Source organism: Bacillus sp. DX4.1, from assembly GCF_030348195.1.
Lineage (GTDB): Bacteria > Bacillota > Bacilli > Bacillales > Bacillaceae_G > Bacillus_A.
Window position 1 is genome coordinate 4,678,072 of sequence record NZ_JAUCFT010000008.1, and the last position, 17,906, is coordinate 4,695,977.

Annotated in this window: 18 protein-coding genes; 3 read left to right on the forward strand and 15 right to left on the reverse strand. The window is 37.8% G+C overall.

Translation table 11 applies throughout. The features are described 5' to 3' along the window. Positions 1 to 101: 101 nt before the first annotated feature. Positions 102 to 326 carry a DUF1659 domain-containing protein gene (locus QUF99_RS26865; protein ID WP_289374165.1) on the forward strand — a complete coding sequence of 75 codons (225 nt, stop codon included), beginning with the start codon at positions 102 to 104 and terminating at the stop codon, positions 324 to 326. Between the two features lie 37 nt (positions 327 to 363). Further along, entirely contained in the window at positions 364 to 579 is a 216-nt protein-coding gene (locus tag QUF99_RS26870; RefSeq protein ID WP_289374167.1) for a DUF2922 domain-containing protein, read from the forward strand. 19 nt (positions 580 to 598) lie between these two features. Here the strand turns inward: QUF99_RS26870 and QUF99_RS26875 are convergent, their stop codons facing one another. Beyond that, positions 599 to 997 carry a DUF4359 domain-containing protein gene (locus QUF99_RS26875; protein WP_289374169.1) on the reverse strand — a complete coding sequence of 133 codons (399 nt, stop codon included), beginning with the start codon at positions 995 to 997 and terminating at the stop codon, positions 599 to 601. A gap of 193 nt (positions 998 to 1,190) precedes the next feature. On the opposite strand from QUF99_RS26875, the gene QUF99_RS26880 reads away from it, so the two are divergent. After that, entirely contained in the window at positions 1,191 to 1,676 is a 486-nt protein-coding gene (locus QUF99_RS26880) for a competence protein ComK (RefSeq protein WP_289374171.1), read from the forward strand. Between the two features lie 49 nt (positions 1,677 to 1,725). On the opposite strand, the gene QUF99_RS26885 is transcribed toward QUF99_RS26880, so the two are convergent. From QUF99_RS26885 to QUF99_RS26950, 14 genes are all read right to left on the reverse strand, one after another. Beyond that, on the reverse strand, positions 1,726 to 2,196 hold the full coding sequence (locus tag QUF99_RS26885) for a sigma-70 family RNA polymerase sigma factor (protein WP_289374172.1): 471 nt from the start codon (positions 2,194 to 2,196) through the stop codon (positions 1,726 to 1,728). 225 nt (positions 2,197 to 2,421) lie between these two features. Continuing rightward, on the reverse strand, positions 2,422 to 3,108 hold the full coding sequence (yknW, locus tag QUF99_RS26890) for a YknW family membrane protein (protein WP_289374173.1): 687 nt from the start codon (positions 3,106 to 3,108) through the stop codon (positions 2,422 to 2,424). Positions 3,109 to 3,410: 302 nt separating this feature from the next. After that, a complete protein-coding gene (locus tag QUF99_RS26895; RefSeq protein ID WP_289374174.1) occupies positions 3,411 to 4,610 on the reverse strand; it encodes an ABC transporter permease in 1,200 nt (399 codons plus the stop codon). Next, positions 4,607 to 5,287: an ABC transporter ATP-binding protein gene (locus QUF99_RS26900; RefSeq protein ID WP_289374175.1), complete on the reverse strand. Its 681-nt coding sequence runs from the start codon at positions 5,285 to 5,287 to the stop codon at positions 4,607 to 4,609. The genes QUF99_RS26895 and QUF99_RS26900 overlap by 4 nt, the downstream gene beginning before the upstream one ends. Further along, positions 5,284 to 6,474, reverse strand: a complete 1,191-nt coding sequence (locus tag QUF99_RS26905; RefSeq protein ID WP_289374177.1) for an efflux RND transporter periplasmic adaptor subunit — start codon at positions 6,472 to 6,474, stop codon at positions 5,284 to 5,286. Before QUF99_RS26905 ends, QUF99_RS26900 begins: the two co-directional genes overlap by 4 nt. A 201-nt stretch (positions 6,475 to 6,675) precedes the next feature. After that, positions 6,676 to 7,119: a hypothetical protein gene (locus tag QUF99_RS26910; RefSeq protein ID WP_289374178.1), complete on the reverse strand. Its 444-nt coding sequence runs from the start codon at positions 7,117 to 7,119 to the stop codon at positions 6,676 to 6,678. 251 nt (positions 7,120 to 7,370) lie between these two features. Continuing rightward, positions 7,371 to 8,711: an MFS transporter gene (gene pgtP / locus QUF99_RS26915; protein WP_289374179.1), complete on the reverse strand. Its 1,341-nt coding sequence runs from the start codon at positions 8,709 to 8,711 to the stop codon at positions 7,371 to 7,373. A 19-nt stretch (positions 8,712 to 8,730) separates the two neighbouring features. After that, positions 8,731 to 9,765: an ABC transporter substrate-binding protein gene (locus QUF99_RS26920; RefSeq protein WP_289374181.1), complete on the reverse strand. Its 1,035-nt coding sequence runs from the start codon at positions 9,763 to 9,765 to the stop codon at positions 8,731 to 8,733. Beyond that, on the reverse strand, positions 9,762 to 10,544 hold the full coding sequence (locus tag QUF99_RS26925) for a DUF3919 family protein (RefSeq protein ID WP_289374182.1): 783 nt from the start codon (positions 10,542 to 10,544) through the stop codon (positions 9,762 to 9,764). The genes QUF99_RS26920 and QUF99_RS26925 overlap by 4 nt, the downstream gene beginning before the upstream one ends. Before the next feature lie 66 nt (positions 10,545 to 10,610). Beyond that, positions 10,611 to 12,041: a HAMP domain-containing sensor histidine kinase gene (locus QUF99_RS26930; protein WP_289374183.1), complete on the reverse strand. Its 1,431-nt coding sequence runs from the start codon at positions 12,039 to 12,041 to the stop codon at positions 10,611 to 10,613. Between the two features lie 11 nt (positions 12,042 to 12,052). Beyond that, the gene (locus QUF99_RS26935; protein WP_289374184.1) at positions 12,053 to 12,724 is read right to left on the reverse strand and encodes a response regulator transcription factor; all 672 of its coding nucleotides are present in this window, start codon (positions 12,722 to 12,724) and stop codon (positions 12,053 to 12,055) included. Positions 12,725 to 12,830: 106 nt separating this feature from the next. Next, the gene (gene manA, locus QUF99_RS26940; RefSeq protein ID WP_289374185.1) at positions 12,831 to 13,775 is read right to left on the reverse strand and encodes a mannose-6-phosphate isomerase, class I; all 945 of its coding nucleotides are present in this window, start codon (positions 13,773 to 13,775) and stop codon (positions 12,831 to 12,833) included. An 18-nt stretch (positions 13,776 to 13,793) separates the two neighbouring features. After that, positions 13,794 to 15,743, reverse strand: a complete 1,950-nt coding sequence (locus QUF99_RS26945) for a PTS fructose transporter subunit IIABC (RefSeq protein ID WP_289374187.1) — start codon at positions 15,741 to 15,743, stop codon at positions 13,794 to 13,796. Between the two features lie 155 nt (positions 15,744 to 15,898). Then, positions 15,899 to 17,848 (reverse strand): BglG family transcription antiterminator, encoded by a 1,950-nt coding sequence (locus QUF99_RS26950; protein ID WP_289374188.1) that lies wholly within the window; start codon positions 17,846 to 17,848, stop codon positions 15,899 to 15,901. Positions 17,849 to 17,906: the final 58 nt, after the last annotated feature.

Here is a 17,906-nt window from a genome sequence, read left to right on the forward strand (position 1 = left end):
TCACTCTCTTAATCTTCTAAGCGTACCAAAAAAAAGAAAAAATTTCACGCCAAAATTGGTCTACTCTCTCTTATATATATGACGAAAAGGAGGTGAAAAAGATGGCGATTCAAACGATTGTATCTGAAATGAGCTTACGACTTGTATTTAATGGTGGTACAGACGAGAAAGGAAAAAGCATCATGAAAAACAAGCAATTTAAAAAAGTAAAACCAAATGCCGATTTAACGAAAGCGTATGAAGTTGCAAATGCACTCTCTTCGCTACAGGGATTACGACTTGATGCTGTTCAGCTCCTTAGCACAGCGGATTTATCCGATCAATAAGGAGTATTACAGTCCTCACAAAAGGAGGTGAAGAGAAATGACAGTACTTGAGCTCATTTTCTTAAAAGAAGATGGGAAAACAATAACCTTTTCCATCGATAACCCAACGACACCTGTGAATACTGAAACAATCAACAGTGTCATGGACACCCTTCTTGCATCGGATATTTTCTTATCTATTGATCCGAACACCCGTAAAAAAGGAGCACGCCTCGTTGAAAAGACAGTATCAGAAGTAGCTGTTATGGCTTAAATGAAAAGAAGGAGCTGCATTATTTTGCAGTTCCTTCTTCCTTCTTCGGCATTTCAATTGGAATAAAAATATGCGAGAGTCCAACTGAAACATATTTATAATTTTTCTCTCCAATTGTAAGCTCAGTCGTATATGTTGAGAAGAAAATGTAATCGCTACGCTCCGTATAATGGTCAATTAATAATCCAACTTGCGGCTTTACATATTTCTTCGCTAGCTTCTTACCAATTGTCGCCAATTCACCAACAAGTCCATCTGGATCTTCTTTTTCAATTGCTGTTAACTTCTCATTCACATCATTGCGCTTCATAAATTGCTTTGCCGCCCATTCTGTATAGTCCCCTTTACTCGGGTTACTATTTGCTAAATATACAAGAAAGAGAACAAGCAGTGCCACACCAATATATTTTCGCTTCATACTTTATCACCGCCTAACTATTTCTATTTTTATACATATGTACATGCAATGCAAATTAGACAATTTCCCTTTCATAAATTCATTTTCTAATATCATACATTTTTATTAAATATTTACAATAAATTAAAACTATTTTCATATTTAATCGTTATAATAAAATATGTAATATACCATATTAAAGGAGGCTTTTACTTTGTATGACCTATTTAGTCTCGATGCTATTTTCAGTTCTACAATGATGCTGCAGCCTTATGGAGATCCTTTTTATCGCACAAAAATTCAAACGACACACGGTATTCTTTACTCGTTGAAAACACCAATAGACTTAATAAAAGAAATTATCATCGCTCACAATTCTTCTACATATGAAGGCAGACGAAAAGCAATTATGAAAAAATGGGACTTACAGCAAAATACACCGATCCCGATTGATCACCGTCATTTTATTTGTGCCATTCCTACAAAGTCTCCCGCCGCTTGGGACTGTATTTGGGTCTTCTACAAATATATTAAGAAAATTAAAGAGTACGGAAGTAAGCAAACACGACTCCATTTTTGCAACGGCGAAACCGAAATCCTTCCCATTACCTGTTATAAGATGAAACAACAATGGCGGAAAGCTGGTAACCTGTTAAGTCAAATGAATATGCAAGATGCCCAAAACCCCTTTGTTCACTAACCATATAGAGAAGGGAGACAAAGTATATGCCTTTGTCTCCCTTCTTTTTTCACCGCATCGCCGCTCGTATTTTTTCCATCGCTTGCCGATACACCCAGCGTGCTTGATGATAGGTCATCTCCATATCATCGGCAATTTCATGCATCTTCTTTCCTACATAAAAGCGTTCCCGGATCACATGCTTCTCTTTCTCATCTAGCAAACTCATATATTCTTGTATGTCTGAAGACTCCTCCTCTCCACATACATTTTGCAAGATTTCCTGTTCTACACATGTATGGCGGTCTTGAAACCGACGCTCTTTTTTTAATCTCTCTAATAAATATCCGCGCACCGTTACAAGTGCATAAGCAGAAAAGCTCCCTTTTTCCGCCTCATACTTTTCATACGCCCGCCAAAGTGCAATTAAACCACATTGGTAATACTCTTCATACTCTCGATAAATACAAAGCTTTTTCATCTGATTTTTAATCATCTTCTCATATAGGACAACTGTCTCCGTAAAAGTGATCGGCTTCATATCATGCCCGTTTCTAAAAGGTATACCTCTTTGTTATTCCGCGGTATCTTTACAATATAAGAAGATATGAAAAAGTTCATAGGAGGTTATTTCAAATTCCGTATAGAGAATTTGAAATTTACCTAGATGAAATTTGAAATTCTAGCTTATGTATTTCAAGTACACACACAAATAAAAAAACGACTCTGTATGAGCCGTTTTTTTACACATATCTTTCTTATCTTCTTATATATTCTTCATAATCTCAGTCATAACTACAGCAACAAGACTTATGAAACCAGCTTTAATAATAAAGAGAATAACAATTGGAACCGCTGCTTTAACTTTTCCTAATCCCGCTGTAATTTGTAATCCTATCCAGATTAAAAATAGGTTCCATAAGTAGAAGACTTCAACTGTATTACCGATAGCGTAACCGATTGTACCTTCTTCGAATAAAGGTGATAAACTTGTATAGTAGACTGATCCACCATCAAGCACTAAACTTAATACAGAATTAATGAGCCCACCAATTATCATAGCAATACTTGAATAAGTAATAATCGCTAATAACGTTTTGTAAGAAGTATCATTGCCAAAAAACATCATAAAGATTTTATATATAGCGGCTACAATAAAAGCACCAATCATTACACCAATGAAACCTTGTACAACAGCTTTACCAATCAACGTTCCAATCGGCTCTGCTTCTAAACCAAATTTCTCCTGCATTGCGATCGTTTCAGGACTTGTTTGTAATATATACGTAGACAATCCAGATACAAGCGCCTGTAAAAATGAAACAAGGAAGAAAATCCCCCAAATCTTATTACTCGCCTTCATTCTTTCAAACTGTAATCCTGGAGATGTAATCATTCCCAGTAATGACGGCTTTTCTCCGTCAACCTTCTGTGTATTGACATTCGGTTCCATTCTAAAAAACCTCCTTATATTTATCTAACCCGTTCTAGCGGGCGGTTCACCTCCATTCGTAGTAGAGGTGAACCACCCGCTAGAACACTATGTATGTGTATATAAATCCATTTTGATTTTTCTACATATAAGCCGCGGCTATGGATAACAAAAGGTGACCTGCACTCGTTTTCTCTTGGCATAGTGCAGGAAAAGGAATGCATGTCCGGATGCTCTCTCCCACCTAAAAAGAAGGGTTTTATGTCGGCTTTTTAATTTGTATTTATGTAGTAGAGGAAATCCTCCTCTACTACGCTCCCAAACTATTCGTAACGAAGTGCCTCAATTGGATCTAGTTTCGCTGCTTTGTTTGCTGGAATTAATCCGAAAATAATGCCGAGTGTCATGGAGAATAACACGCCGCCGAGCACAACTTCCCATGAAACGAGTGGTGGCCAGTTCGCAAATTTCGACACAATGTATGCACCAGCATAACCCAGTCCGATTCCAATTAATCCACCAAGAAGTGTCAACATCACCGCTTCAATTAAGAATTGCAGTAAGATTTTACTACGCGTTGCACCAAGTGCTTTTCGCACCCCAATCTCGCGCGTACGTTCTGTCACTGACACGAGCATAATATTCATAACACCAATGCCACCAACGACTAATGAAATACCAGCAATACCGCCAATAATCATCGTCATAATACCAGTCATCTTCGAAATACCTTCTTGAATTTCTTTTAAATTCATCACTTCGTATTCACCGGAAGCATCGCTTGGCTTACGACTATTTAATACGTCGGCTGCCTTTTTACCCGCTTTTTCTAGATCATCTACATTTTTCGCTTGAACAGAAATACTTTGAATTTCATCTGTTCCATATAAGGTTGGCCATAATGTAAGCGGGATTAATGCTTCTGAAGGACTCATTCCCATAAATTCATTATCCGACTTATATACACCGATAATTTGCATCGGCTGGCCTTTCATCTCGATAATTTTGCCGACTGGATTTTCTTTTGGGAATACTTTTTCTTCCACACCCTTACTAATCATAACAACGTTGTTCCCTTGCTCAATATCCGTATCATGTAAGGAACGGCCTTTTAGCACCTTCACTTTATTTACCGCAAAATATTCACTATCTAGCCCTGTAATGCTAACCATGTCTTTTTTATCATTGATATCGAGTGTCTCCATGTTTGAGTTCGTTGTAATAACATGCGCAATTTCTGGAATCTTTTTCACTTCGAAAATATCTTCTTCAGTCAATGGCGGTTGTCCCATTGCTTCCATACCATATGGATCATTCATATCGACTTTAAATTGAATGGGAACCGTACTATTACCATCACCAACGAATTGTGATTTTAATGCCGCTTCCCCGCCTTGCCCAATTGCGACAACCGTAATAATGGAGCCAACACCGATAATAATGCCAAGCATGGTAAGTGCCGAGCGCAGTTTATGAGCTAGAATAGAAGATAGCGCAATTTTTATACTATCTAGTAAACTCATACCGCACACCTTCTATCTTCAGTAATTTTCCCGTCTCTTAGAACAATGCGGCGCGAAGAATATGCTGCAACTTCCTCTTCATGCGTAACCATAACAATCGTCGTACCTTCCGCATTTAACTTCGTAAAAATATCCATAACCTGTTGCCCAGACTTCGTATCAAGGGCACCGGTTGGCTCATCAGCCATAATAAACGTCGGATCATTTGCAATAGAACGTGCAATGGCTACACGCTGCTTTTGCCCACCTGATAGCTCACTTGGTAAATGACTTACTCGGTCTGACAATCCGACTTTCCCAAGTGCATCAAGAGCCCGCTGGCGGCGCTCTGCTTTCTTTACGCCGCCGTATATAAGCGGAAGCTCAACATTTTCTACTGCTGAAAGACGTGGTAGTAAGTTAAAATGTTGGAACACAAAGCCAATATATTCATTGCGAATAAGGGCAAGTTTCCCCTCATCTGCTGTTAAGATATTCACGTCATTCAACATATATTCGCCTTCTGTTGGACGATCTAAACAGCCTATTATATTCATAAGCGTCGATTTCCCAGAACCAGATGGTCCCATAATAGAAACAAACTCACCGCTTTGAATTGTTAAACTAATACCATGCAAAATCGGTACAGCAAGATTGCCTTGATAATACGTCTTGTAAATATTATTTAACGTAATCATTTTTCTTTCACTTCCATTCCGTCATACACGTTGTCGGAAGGATTTTTAACCACCTTTTGTCCTACTGTTACGCCTTCAGCTTCTGTCCAATCGCCGTCAGTAGAACCCTTTTTCACATTTTGTTTACGAAGCTTCCCTTTCTCTTCTACATAAACAAATGCATCACCATCTTTTTCTACAATGCTCTTACTAGGAACAGCAATCATCTTCTTGTTTTCTAAGCTTACTTGTAATGAAACGTGATAGCCTGGAGATAAACCTTCTTGTCCATCTAAACTTGCTTTATATGTATATTGAGACATGTTTTGAGACCCTTCACCACCTGGTCCAGCTGCTTGTGCCACCTCAGCATTTGTCGGGAACTCGCTCACTTCTGTAATCTTTCCTGTCCACTTCTTCTTACTATTTGCTTTCGCAGTTACGGTAAATGGTTGATCCTTTTGAATTTGTGATTTTTGGAGCTCTGTTAACGTTCCCTGAATTTGGAATGGATCTTTAGATGCAATTTGTAAAAATGATTTCCCTTGTCCACCCATTGCTTGCGTCGAACTTTGCGCCGCATCTTTATCTAGCTTTTGCACAACACCAGCGAAGTTACTATATATCGTTAGCTCACTTTGCTTTTTCTTTAACTCCTGCGATTGTAACTCTCCTTTTTCCTTCTCAAGCTCAGTTGTTTTCTGCTGCACCTCTAGTTCGCTCACTTGCTCATCTAACGGTTCTATTACCTCTTTCCCCGCACCGCTATCTTTCGCTTTCTTAATTTCTTTCTTCAATGAATCTATTTTCTTTTTCCCTTGATCATAGCGCATAGAAGCCATTTTCTGATCAAGTTCAGCTTGCTTCATTTGTAAATTGATTTCTTCATTATCATAGGAAAATAATTTCGTTCCTTTTTCCACTTCTTGTCCTTCTTTAACCTCAATATCCTTCACTTTTCCCTTTGCCGGATCTGCGTAGAAGCTCTCAATATTTCCAGGCTTTACTTGTCCCGAAATTAACTTCGTATTATTGAGCGTACGCTCTGTTACTTTTTCGAAGCTAACAGCGTCTGCTTTTGCCTCACCCTTCTTTTTCCCTTGCATCATAAAAATATTGACGGCTGCAACGACGATAATTAAAGCAATAACCCCAATGATGATCCATTTCTTCTTCTTATTTGGAGTACGAACGGTATTTGGTAACATATTCTCGCTCCCTTTTACATCTTATTATAATGATTATTTAATCGTGTGAAACTTTCTGAAAATTATAAATAATTTTCTCGCATTATTAAGATTTCCTTACAAAGTTTTACACTTATGATTCTATTGTAACAAAAATACCAACTATTAGAAATGTAACACTTTATATTTTAAGAAAATTTTAAGGAAGCTAAAAAACCCGCCTTACATAAGGCGGGTAGGTCGTTTTCCCCAGGTTTCAGAATCACCAGACTCATCATCCATTGGGACATTCGTTACATCTTTTCGCATCTTCCGTGGAATGTTTTTTTCGACCATCTGATATGCTTCATACTCCGGTACTCGCATCGCTCTATGGAAATCTCCACCGAAATCCTCGCCTCGCATTTGCAGCATCCAACCTGTTGGACTATTACATTCTTCTCTAAATCTTTCTTTCGACTCTTCATCTGGAAACTCACATTTGTTCACTTTCATATACGTTTCAATATTCATCGGAACCCACTCTTGCTCATAACCATCATCTACTAAACTAATTGAAATCCCAATTGGTGTACTACGGACGACAAACTCAAATGTACAATCTTGCTGTGTGACTGTCGCTGAACATAAATAGAACGTTTCTACTTCGGATACAAAGATTCCCACTACTAGCATCTCCTTTTATACATATAATTTGTCTTACTCACTTCTACTAAATTTTAACATTTATTTTTGAAGATACTGTAAATTGATTGTTAACTTTCTATATATAACGTAAAAGAAACGTAACGTTTGTGGGAATCATTTGTTACACACAGGAAGCAATCGCATACAAAGTACCCTTTCCCTATTCTTAAACAAACGTTTGATTAAAAATAGAGAACCTATCCATTGATAGATTCTCTTTACATATGCTATTAAGCAATTTGATCCTTAGGGCCTTTTTTCTCATGTCCACGCTGAACTATAAATAAGAATACTGTTGATAAAATACCGCCTGCTAATAATAAGATGAAGCAACCGTCCCAACCAGAGCGATCCACAATGATACCAATCGCTGCGTTTGCTACAAGACTTCCTCCTACATAACCGAACAGACCACACATACCAACTGTTGTACCTACTGCAAATTTCGGTACTAATTCCATCGCGCTTAGGCCGATTAAAAACTGTGGTACGTAAATTAAGCAACCAATAATCGAAACCGCAATACTCACAACAAGTATGTTCGTAGCTTGCCAATATACTAACGTTCCAATAACAACACCGGCCATACTAATAATACATAATGGCATACGTTTTCCTTTAAATAATTTATCACTTAAGAAACCAACGATTAATGAACTTGGAATCGCCGCTGCTTCAAAGATAGAAAAGGCTGCATGTGCCTCTGTTTTTGTAAATCCTTTAACAGTTGTTAAATAAATCGGTACCCAGTTAATAACACCGAAACGAATTAAATATACAAATGCATTTGCAATACATAAATACCAAACAAATTTATTTTTCAATACATATTTTACCAAAATTTCTTTTGGTGACATTTTGCTGGCATTGTCTGCCTTCTCAAGATTTTCATAATCATTACGGTATTCATCAATTGGAGGAAGACCGACGGATTCTGGTGTATCCTTACCGTTAATCCAAACAAGGACTGCAATAACCATCGCAATAATTGCTGGGAAAGTGAAGACGCCGCCTTGCCAATGATTTTCACCGAAAATACCAACACCAAGTCCTACAAGTGGTGGCACAAGCATCGCACCAATATTATGTGAAATATTCCACAGCCCTGTTTTTGTACCACGTTCTTTCTTCGAGAACCACTTTGTCATTACAATACTACAAGGTGGTGCTCCCATACCTTGCACAATGCCGTTAAACACAAGTAGTGTTACAATCATTCCAAAGGAAGATACGAAACCGAAACAAATATTTACAAGCCCTGATAAGAATAAACCAACCGCTATAAAGCGCTGGGCATGAGCCTTATCTGATAAATTCCCCATAAAGAATTTACTAAAACCATAAATAATTGCCGTTACTGATCCTAGTAATCCAATTTCCGCTGTACTAAACCCATAGTCTTTCATTAAATACGTACTTGATAAAGTAAAGTTACTGCGAACTAAATAATACGCTGCATATCCAACTGAAATACCTACTAACACACGAATACGTAAAATCATATATAACTTATCAATCATATGCTTCGGTAATCGTTCGATTGCTGGCGGTGCCTTAAGCCAATTAAACATAGTATCTCTTCTCCTTTTCTCACTTTAGAGAGAGACGTTGTCTATTCCATATCTCGATGACTCCACTATCTGATACATTCTTGTTCGTTCTTCTAACAGGCTGACCTTCTATTTCTTTCTGATTCTTTCCAAGCATCGTTGGTACGCCAAACGAAACTTTTTCTAAAATATGCCCCGCTTCTTCTGATAAACAATAATCAATAAATAAATCCGCAATAATACCACTCGGTGCATGTTTCAGTTTCGAAATCGCATTGACAGATAACCCTGTTTGCTCAGGTACTTTACTCAAAATCGGAAAGCCTTGTTTTTGAAGCATCCGCTGGTCTCCCATGAAGTTAATCCCAATCATATATTCACCGCTTGCTACATACTCAGCAGGCATATAACCATTCACCGTTACCTCTGCAACTTGCCCTGCAAGGCTCTTTACGTAACTCCGAGCTTCTTCCTCACCAAATGTATCGATAAGTGATTGGAACAACGTATATGCTGTTCCCGAAACATTTGGATCAGGCATGACAATCTTTCCGGCATACGCATGGTTCAATAAGTCCTTCCACCCTGATGGATAGGGAAGTCCAAGTGGCGCTATTTCCATATTCCATCGCTCTTTATTAATCGCGATTGCCAGTTGCTCCACTTCATATCCATACCAAAAGCCATCCTTATCTTTAGCAGCTTTTGCAATGTGATTGGCATGCTGGCTAGTAACAGGTATAGATAAATTTTTCTGCTTCATCATTTGATGCGCATCTACTGTACCACCAATGATGATATCTGCCTTCGGATTTCCCGCTTCTTCTTCTACTCTTCTGAGAAGTTCTTCTGTAGAAAGACGAATAAATTCATACGTACACCCTCGTGACTTACAAAACGATGATAACAGTGCTTCACCGACTTCTTCACGAGCCGCTACATATGCAACAAGATGACGATCCTTCAAATTTGGAAGACCATTTTTACTATATTTGATAGAGGTTGTATCTCGAGAGCAACTAGACATCGCTCCTCCGATCATTAGCAAAAATAAGAAAAAGGCTATCTTTCTCATGAAACATTCTCCTTTACCAATAGAGCTGCTAGGGAGCCTTTCATATACATCACATTCCCATTATTATCGCCAAGATACTGCACAACAAAGTAAGAAGGATATACAGAAATCGTAAGAATATCCTTACGTTCATTTTTTACATGCTTCCCGTTTTGATAAGCAGTCATATAAGCAATTGGGTCTTTCTGCGATTGCAGTAGCTTCTGAATTTCTCCGTAGTCTGTGATTTGCTTCGCTTGCCGAATCGAATCAAGTAATGGCGTAAGATCAGTAGAACGTACTATATCACCTTGCCGCACAATGACTTCCTTTGCTGATGCGAAGAAATCGCTAATAGACTCCGGTGTATAATACAGGCCCAGCAAATACGTTTGGAATGCGGAAATCATTGGATCCGTCCCCTTCTTTCCGTATACGCTTTCCTCATACTGGAACAAGTCACCTACTGCAAAAGTACGCTTATGTCCATTCAAGTACGTTACTTCTCCAGTAAATACTTGTTCATGGCTCTTCGCTTCCGTTTGTTCCATTCGAATCCGATCAAAAAATGAAATAATCGCATGCAGACGAACTTCATCTGTTACAACTACTTCTCCCCACTTCTCATGTCTTACTCTCACTTCAATAGGAAGGGATTCATTCGCTCTTTCTAAAACGGCTTGCTTGTCATTTACCACCGTAACGTGGTTATACAGCTGCTTCTCTAAAACATAAAACAAAATAAGAGAAGCAATTATACAAAAGACAAACAAAAGAATTTGAAATGATAGCCTTTTCATTTCTGCTTACCTCCACGATAAAAAAACGTTGTTTCGAAAATACCGCATAAATGTTTCATAAATGTATCATTTAACCGCTTTCAATTTTTTTATATATTCCAAACTTCTTGGTAACAAGAAAGTGAGTTGCATCATCGTTCCCATTTCCTCACTACTCTCAATTCGCATACTTCCGCCCTGCTTATTCATAATCTCCTGACAAATGTATAAACCATATCCATTTCCGTAACTAGAAGTGAGTACTTTCCCTTCTGGAGAACGATTCCATTCAGCTAATACACTTTCATCCATACCAATTCCATCATCATGAATTAGAACCTTAGCCTCATGCTCATTTACAATGACAGTTATAAGCATTTGCGCCGCATCACTATATTTAATCGCATTATCAAGCACATTCAAGAAAATCTGCTTCGTCTTATCAAAATCAGCGACAACATGCACTTCCGTTAACTCGGTCACAACCTCTATCTCATATTGCTGAAGACGAGGTTTCACAATAGAAATCACCTCTTCCGCAAGCGCTTTTATATCCACAATCGTTGGTGAAACTTCAAACGTACTTGTCCCATACTTCGAAGATTGTAACAACTCCTCAACGAGTGATAATAAGCGCTGACTTTCAATCGAAACATAATGAAGACTTTCTTGTACATCCCGTGCGGATTGCAGTTTCGGAATTAAATCCACATAACCAATAATCGCAGTAAGCGGTGTTTTTAATTCATGCGTAATCCGGTCCAAGAAATCCTTTTGTTTCTCTTTCTCTTCCTTTAGTTGCGTTATATGTAGCTCAATCGCATCAGCCATCGCATTGAAAGATGCTGATAACTGGGAGATTTCCACGTATTCTGTTAGCTCAATTTTACTTTTATAATCCCCATTCGCAAGCCGCTTTGCCATTTGTCTTAACTGATCAATTGGCTTATGAAGAGACTTCGCTAAACGAATCGCAAAGAAAATACCGCCGGCTACTAAACAAAGAGATGTAATCAGAAAGGTCCAACTAACATTCGTTAAAACCTCTTTCTCATCTTGTAACTCATGAATAAAACGGATAGCTCCGATTACTTCATTGCCGCGATAAACAGGGCTCGAAAATAATAACAATGGCGCTGGATCACCATTTTCAAAAACGTAAGCCTTCTTCCCCTGTAGCGATCTATCCATATCTATATTCTTATGCTGCAATGCTCCTTTTTGCGTATCCGCAACGACATCCCCATTCTTTCCGACCATCTGCACCCGGACATCCATCCGCTTCGCTAAATACGAAGCAATCAGCATTGAATTTGGTCCAAGTGTCTCCACTTCTGCTTCCTTCTCTAAATAATTCATCGTATAGATTTGCGCCTCTACACTTATCTTCTCCAATGAGCCCGCTGCACTATGATACATGTTCTTCTCCAGTGCAATATAAGTCACTGTATAAAGTAGAAATAAAATCGGGATTAACAATCCGGCAATACCTAGCACCATATTTCGTTTTAACGACATCTTATCACCTTTTAACAATCTAACTTATAGCCAACGCCATAAATCGTCTTAATATGTTCCCCGCTTGCTCCAAGTTTCTTGCGAAGACGCTGCACCATAATATCAACCGCTCTCGTATTTCCGCTATACTCAAACCCCCATACTTTCTCTAAGAGCTCATCTCTCATAAACACACGCTGCGGGTTGGAGGCAAACAGCTGACATAAATTGAACTCACGGTACGTTAAATCAATTTCTTGTCCGCTCACACGTAGCTTCCGTTCCTTTGGACAAATCATTAATTCGCCAGCTTGAATCACTGCATGATTACGAGGCGTTTCTTGCTTCCTTACACGCCGTGCCATATTTTTAATACGAAGAATTAGTTCCGCATGATGAAACGGCTTCGTCACATAATCATCCGCCCCAAGCTGTAACCCAAGCAATTTATCATTCATCTGGCTCTTCGCCGTTAACATTAACACCGGAATATCCCGCTTCTTCTCTCGAAACACACGAAGAAGCTCATAACCATCTGTATCTGGGAGCATCACATCTAAGATTAAAACATCCGGCTGCTCTTCCCACCTTTGCAGCGCCTCTTTGCCATCGGCTGCGGTGAGCACTTCATATCCTTCCATCTCTAGCTGCATGCGAATTAAATTCCGAATGCTTGATTCATCATCGACTACGAGTATTTTCATAGGTATCCTCCTTTCACGGTACATTTTAGTATAGCAAATATCATATACAAAAAGAGAGTGTATTGCCGAACATAATTTGAACGGCGATACACTCTCTTTTATCATATCATATACTTGCAATAATACATTCGGTATTACCTGTAATCTCGTATTCTCCAAAACTATTAGGTAATATAAAATGATCTCCCTTTTCCAAGGAATAACGCTTATCTTCCTTAACTAATTCACCTTTTCCATCAATCACACTAACAAGAAGGAAACCTTTTTGCTGATTTAACAGAGCTGAACCGTGTAACTCCCACTTTTTCACTGAAAAATACGGACATTCAATAAAAGAAGTTACATGCAAATCGTCTATGTCCGCATATTGACTCTTTTGCTGAGTAAAAGTAAATGGAGTTTCAACTACATCAATACCTTTTTGAAGATGCAATTCACGTAAATTACCATCTGAGTCTTTTCTATCATAATCATATAGTCTGTAAGTTGTATCAGAATTCTGTTGTGTTTCTAAGATAAGAATTCCTTCTCCAATTGCATGTACTGTTCCACTTGGGACATAGAAGAAATCTCCAGGTTTCACCTTTACACGATGCAATAGCTTGTCCCATTCTTCATGTTCTATCATAGATAGTAATTCTTCTTTTGATTTCGCATGCTGACCATAAATAATTTCTGCATCTTCTTTACAATCAATCACATACCAACATTCTGTTTTGCCAAGTTCCCCATCCTCATGTAAGCCTGCATACTCATCGTTTGGATGTACTTGAACTGATAAATCTTGATTTGCATCTAGAATTTTTGTTAGTAGGGGAAATCGCTCCCCCTTCACATCTCCAAATAAATCTCGATGTTCATTCCACAATTCCCCTAAAGTTAACCCTTTATACTCTCCATTTTTCACAACGCTTTGTCCATGAGGATGCGCTGCAAAGGCCCAGCATTCTCCAGTTTTCTCTGTTGGAACTTCATAACCAAAGGAAGTTAATTTCGTTCCACCCCAAATTCTCTCTTTAAAAACAGGTGCAAAAAATAATGGTTCAGTCATAATTAAAATCTCTCCACTCTATACGATGTCATCTAGTAGTTTATATGCTTCTTCTTTTGTTTGGACGGATAATAACCGTTCTCTATAACTGTCATCCATAAGTTTTCGAGAAAGCATTTGAAGGATTTTCAAATGTTCATTTCCTTTGCTTTCTTTTGGTACAGCAATCATAAATATTAATTTCGCTTCAGTTCCATCAAGACTTTTCCAATCTACTCCGGATTTTTTGATTCCAAATACTACACTTGGTTTTTTGACAGCATTGGATTTCCCATGAGGAATGGCAATATTCATACCAATACCTGTCGTACTTTCCTGTTCACGATCCATAATGGCTTGTTTGAACTCCGACTGGGAATGTAAAGCCCCAACATATGCTAGCTTTTGAATCATTTCATCAATGATGTCATCACGTGTTTCCCCTGCTAAGTCAGTATCAATAAGCTCTAAACTTGTGATATCTGTTAGTTTTTTAATTTCTATTTGCTCTACTTGGCTTTTTTCTGTTTGATCTTGAGCTTGTGGTATTTCTTTTGTTGCCGAAACTTCTTTCATTTCTTCTACTTCTGGTGTATCTACTTTTGCAATATCTTTTTTCAACACATTTACTAAAAGTGCAGTCACAAAGGAACCAGCAATCACAGCAATAAAGAACATAAGTACATTATCTACTGCTCCTAATACAGCAACAATTGGACCACCATGTGCTACTCTATCTCCTACATGACCGATCATTGCAATAACAGCACCTGTCATAGAACCAGCCATAATACTTGGAATGACACGAAGTGGATCTTGCGCTGCAAATGGGATAGCACCTTCAGTGATACCGAATAGACCCATTGTAAATGACGCTTTCCCCATTTCTCTTTCTGAAGCTTGGAATTTTCCCTTTCCTAAGAACGTAGCAAGTCCCATTCCAATTGGTGGAATACAGATTGCCGCAGCGATTGGACCCATAATTTCATAATTTCCTTCCCCAATCATCGCTGAGCCAAATAGGAATGCAACTTTATTTACTGGGCCTCCCATATCAAAAGAAATCATAGCCCCTAAAATTAATGCTAAAAGAATGGAGCTTGTTCCTTGCATACCCGCTAACCACGCTGTTAATGTTTCAAAAACTTGTGCGATAGGTGCACCGATAATAAATACGAACGCTAACCCTACAATCAGTGAAGCAAATATCGGAATAATAATAATTGGCATAATTGGTAGAATTGCTTTTGGAACTTTTAATTTCTTAATTCCTAATGCTACATAACCAGCTAAGAAACCAGCAATAATACCACCGATAAATCCTGCACCACTTTCACTTCCATAAAAACTTCCCGTTGCCGCAATATATCCACCGATCATACCAGGAACAAGCCCTGGTTTATCTGCAATACTATATGCAATAAATCCTGCTAGAATTGGAACCATGAACGAAAATGATGCACCGCCAATTTGTTCAATTGTCTTCCAGAAAGACCCTTCGGGAATCACTAAACCTCCAGGTGTTTTTTCGCCTCCAAGTGTTAACGCAATGGCAATCAATAATCCACCAACCACGATGAATGGAACCATATAAGATACACCATTCATTAAATGACGATAAATCGGATTTTGTTTTTTCTCCTGTTGATTACTTTCACCCGTTTTTGACTGTGAATGATAAACAGGTACATCACCATTTACTGCTCTTTGAATTAATTCTTCTGGTTTACGGATACCATCTTGAACCCCGACGACCAACAATTTTTTCCCTACAAATCTATCTTTATTTACTGCTCTATCTGCAGCAATAATAATGCCATCTGCTTCGCGAATATCTTGTTCGGTTAGCTCGTTTTCTACCCCTATACCACCTTGGGTTTCAACCTTCATTTTAATCCCTAATCGATCCGCTGCCTTTTGCAGATTTTCCGCTGCCATATAAGTATGGGCAATTCCATTCGGACACGATGTAATCGCTAACAATTTCATTTTAATCCTCCTCAAACCCTTGATGTAAGCGCCTACACTTACTATATATCAATATCAGAAGGACAAAAGTTTCATTTTTTACCGTAGCTTCCGGAAAAATTGACCTTTTACCTTATCAAACAGAAAAAGCAAGGCTACCGAGCCTCGCTTTTTCTTTAATCATGTAAATAAGATAAAAACTTCATTACATTTGTTTCTCTCGTAAGTGTTTGAATAAAAGCTGGTTGTTCGCTTATAAAAGATAGCTCACGAAACAATTGTTTCGTCTCCTCTTGTCCATCATTCTTAACAGCTAGCATAAATACAAGCGATACTTTCTCTGAACCCCAATCAATTGGTTTCTTTAACGTAGCAATTGCAATCGCTGACTGTTTAATAAACTTAGGATTACCATGAGGAATCGCGATACCTGCCCCAATAGTTGTTGCCGACATTTTTTCTCTTATAATTGCATTGTCAGCATACTCCTTTTCTACATAACCTTTATCATGCAAGGCTTTTGCTAGTTTTTCAATTAACTCATAATGATGTTCTACATCCTGTTGTAAAAAAACTAAGAAAGGAGTTGTGTAATTGAGCATTGCAAATTCTTTTTGTTCTTTACGTTTCGGTTCATCAAGTTGTTTCATAAAATCCTCTAGTTTCCTTTCTTCCGTCGATTCTAATAGTGGAGATACAACCAGATGAGGAATCCTTAACTGTGGAAGCGAGATAGTAGAAATAACAAGATCCACATCTTGATGTTGCATTAAATAATCCCCTAAATCCGCTTTTGCTATGCATCCCATCACATGAACATTCGAAAACTTTCGTTCAATCTTTGTCCGCAATAACTGGGACATTCCAATCCCCATATGACAAACAATAATTACATTTTTAAGCTTTCCTCTAGTATTATTTAATCGTTCGATAGATGCTTGAAAATGTAGTGTTAAATAAGCTGCTTCTTCTTCTGGAATATAAAGTTCAAACAAACGATTTATTTCCTCTATTACTTGAATCAACATGTCAAACATATATGGATACATTTTTTTTATGTCATTTAACATCGGATTTGATACAGAAAGATTATAATTCAAGCGATTTAACGTCGTATATAAATGAACCTTCAATCCATCTATTAATGTTTGATCCTTACTAAAATCAATCCTATGTAACTGGGACATACTTGTCAGTAAATGTAACACAACCTTAGAAAGAATGGGATTACTTTCAGCAAGCCTATCTCCTTGCCATGCTCTATCTTGATAACGAAATTTCCCGCCCAAAATATGCACTGTTAAATAGGTCACTTCTTCTTCTGTGAAATGAATAGTGAACACAAATTCCAATCGTTTTAGAAACTCAAGTGCCCATTCATATTCTTTCGTTTCTTGTATAATCGTAATTTCCTTTTTAGAAACTGAAATCGGTTGTTTTAGTTTCGCTCTCCGAACCATAAGCAGCGTATGCAAGAGTAAGCTTTCAAATGCATCATCTGTAAAAAAGATAGAATGCCGCTTTTGTAACGCTTTCAATTCATTCATTACGAATTCAACCTCATGATTTAGAAATTGCTTTTTAATAAATTGATTCGTAAGTTCTGGGTTGTTAATCAACTCTGATAATCTAGCCAATGCTTTTCTTTTATTTTTTTCATGACCTTCAATTGTTAAGCCTACTCGTTGTTTTGAAACTAATGCTAAATCTATACGGTTCAGCCACTTCTCAATTTTATCTAAATCTTTCTTTATAGTTGCTCTATTTACAAAATGCTTGGAAGCCATATCTTGTGCTGTAACTGGTTTTACATTCATCAACAAGTTATACGCAATTTGCAGAGCTCTTTCTTCGTCAGATTCATATTTAGGACGATTATTTACGCTATAAAGTCTATTAAACAGCTTTATTCTTTCACCTTCTTCAATATTTAAATACACCCCTAATCCAGGTTTCCTAACAAGAAGTACATTCGAATATTTCACAAGATAATCTTCAATCGCTTTAAAATCATTACGAATTGTTTTTTCAGAGCAACTCACTCTATCCGCAAGATCTTGCACTAATACATGTCCATCAGATTTAGATAACAAAACATATAAAATTTCTTGTTGTCTCTTATTCATCAGCTTCACTCGTCTCATATATCCTTTACAAATAGTATGTTACTAACTTAATTCATTT

Excerpts from the sequence above, each read along its gene's own strand:
- QUF99_RS26865 (WP_289374165.1), top strand. The coding sequence starts at position 102 with ATGGCGATTCAAACGATTGTATCTGAAATGAGCTTACGACTTGTATTT.
- QUF99_RS26870 (WP_289374167.1), top strand. The coding sequence starts at position 364 with ATGACAGTACTTGAGCTCATTTTCTTAAAAGAAGATGGGAAAACAATA.
- QUF99_RS26875 (WP_289374169.1), bottom strand. The coding sequence starts at position 997 with ATGAAGCGAAAATATATTGGTGTGGCACTGCTTGTTCTCTTTCTTGTA.
- QUF99_RS26885 (WP_289374172.1), bottom strand. The coding sequence starts at position 2,196 with ATGAAGCCGATCACTTTTACGGAGACAGTTGTCCTATATGAGAAGATG.
- yknW (WP_289374173.1), bottom strand. The coding sequence starts at position 3,108 with ATGGAACCGAATGTCAATACACAGAAGGTTGACGGAGAAAAGCCGTCA.
- QUF99_RS26895 (WP_289374174.1), bottom strand. The coding sequence starts at position 4,610 with ATGAGTTTACTAGATAGTATAAAAATTGCGCTATCTTCTATTCTAGCT.
- QUF99_RS26900 (WP_289374175.1), bottom strand. The coding sequence starts at position 5,287 with ATGATTACGTTAAATAATATTTACAAGACGTATTATCAAGGCAATCTT.
- QUF99_RS26905 (WP_289374177.1), bottom strand. The coding sequence starts at position 6,474 with ATGTTACCAAATACCGTTCGTACTCCAAATAAGAAGAAGAAATGGATC.
- pgtP (WP_289374179.1), bottom strand. The coding sequence starts at position 8,711 with ATGTTTAATTGGCTTAAGGCACCGCCAGCAATCGAACGATTACCGAAG.
- QUF99_RS26920 (WP_289374181.1), bottom strand. The coding sequence starts at position 9,765 with ATGAGAAAGATAGCCTTTTTCTTATTTTTGCTAATGATCGGAGGAGCG.
- QUF99_RS26925 (WP_289374182.1), bottom strand. The coding sequence starts at position 10,544 with ATGAAAAGGCTATCATTTCAAATTCTTTTGTTTGTCTTTTGTATAATT.
- QUF99_RS26930 (WP_289374183.1), bottom strand. The coding sequence starts at position 12,041 with ATGTCGTTAAAACGAAATATGGTGCTAGGTATTGCCGGATTGTTAATC.
- QUF99_RS26935 (WP_289374184.1), bottom strand. The coding sequence starts at position 12,724 with ATGAAAATACTCGTAGTCGATGATGAATCAAGCATTCGGAATTTAATT.
- manA (WP_289374185.1), bottom strand. The coding sequence starts at position 13,775 with ATGACTGAACCATTATTTTTTGCACCTGTTTTTAAAGAGAGAATTTGG.
- QUF99_RS26945 (WP_289374187.1), bottom strand. The coding sequence starts at position 15,743 with ATGAAATTGTTAGCGATTACATCGTGTCCGAATGGAATTGCCCATACT.
- QUF99_RS26950 (WP_289374188.1), bottom strand. The coding sequence starts at position 17,848 with ATGAATAAGAGACAACAAGAAATTTTATATGTTTTGTTATCTAAATCT.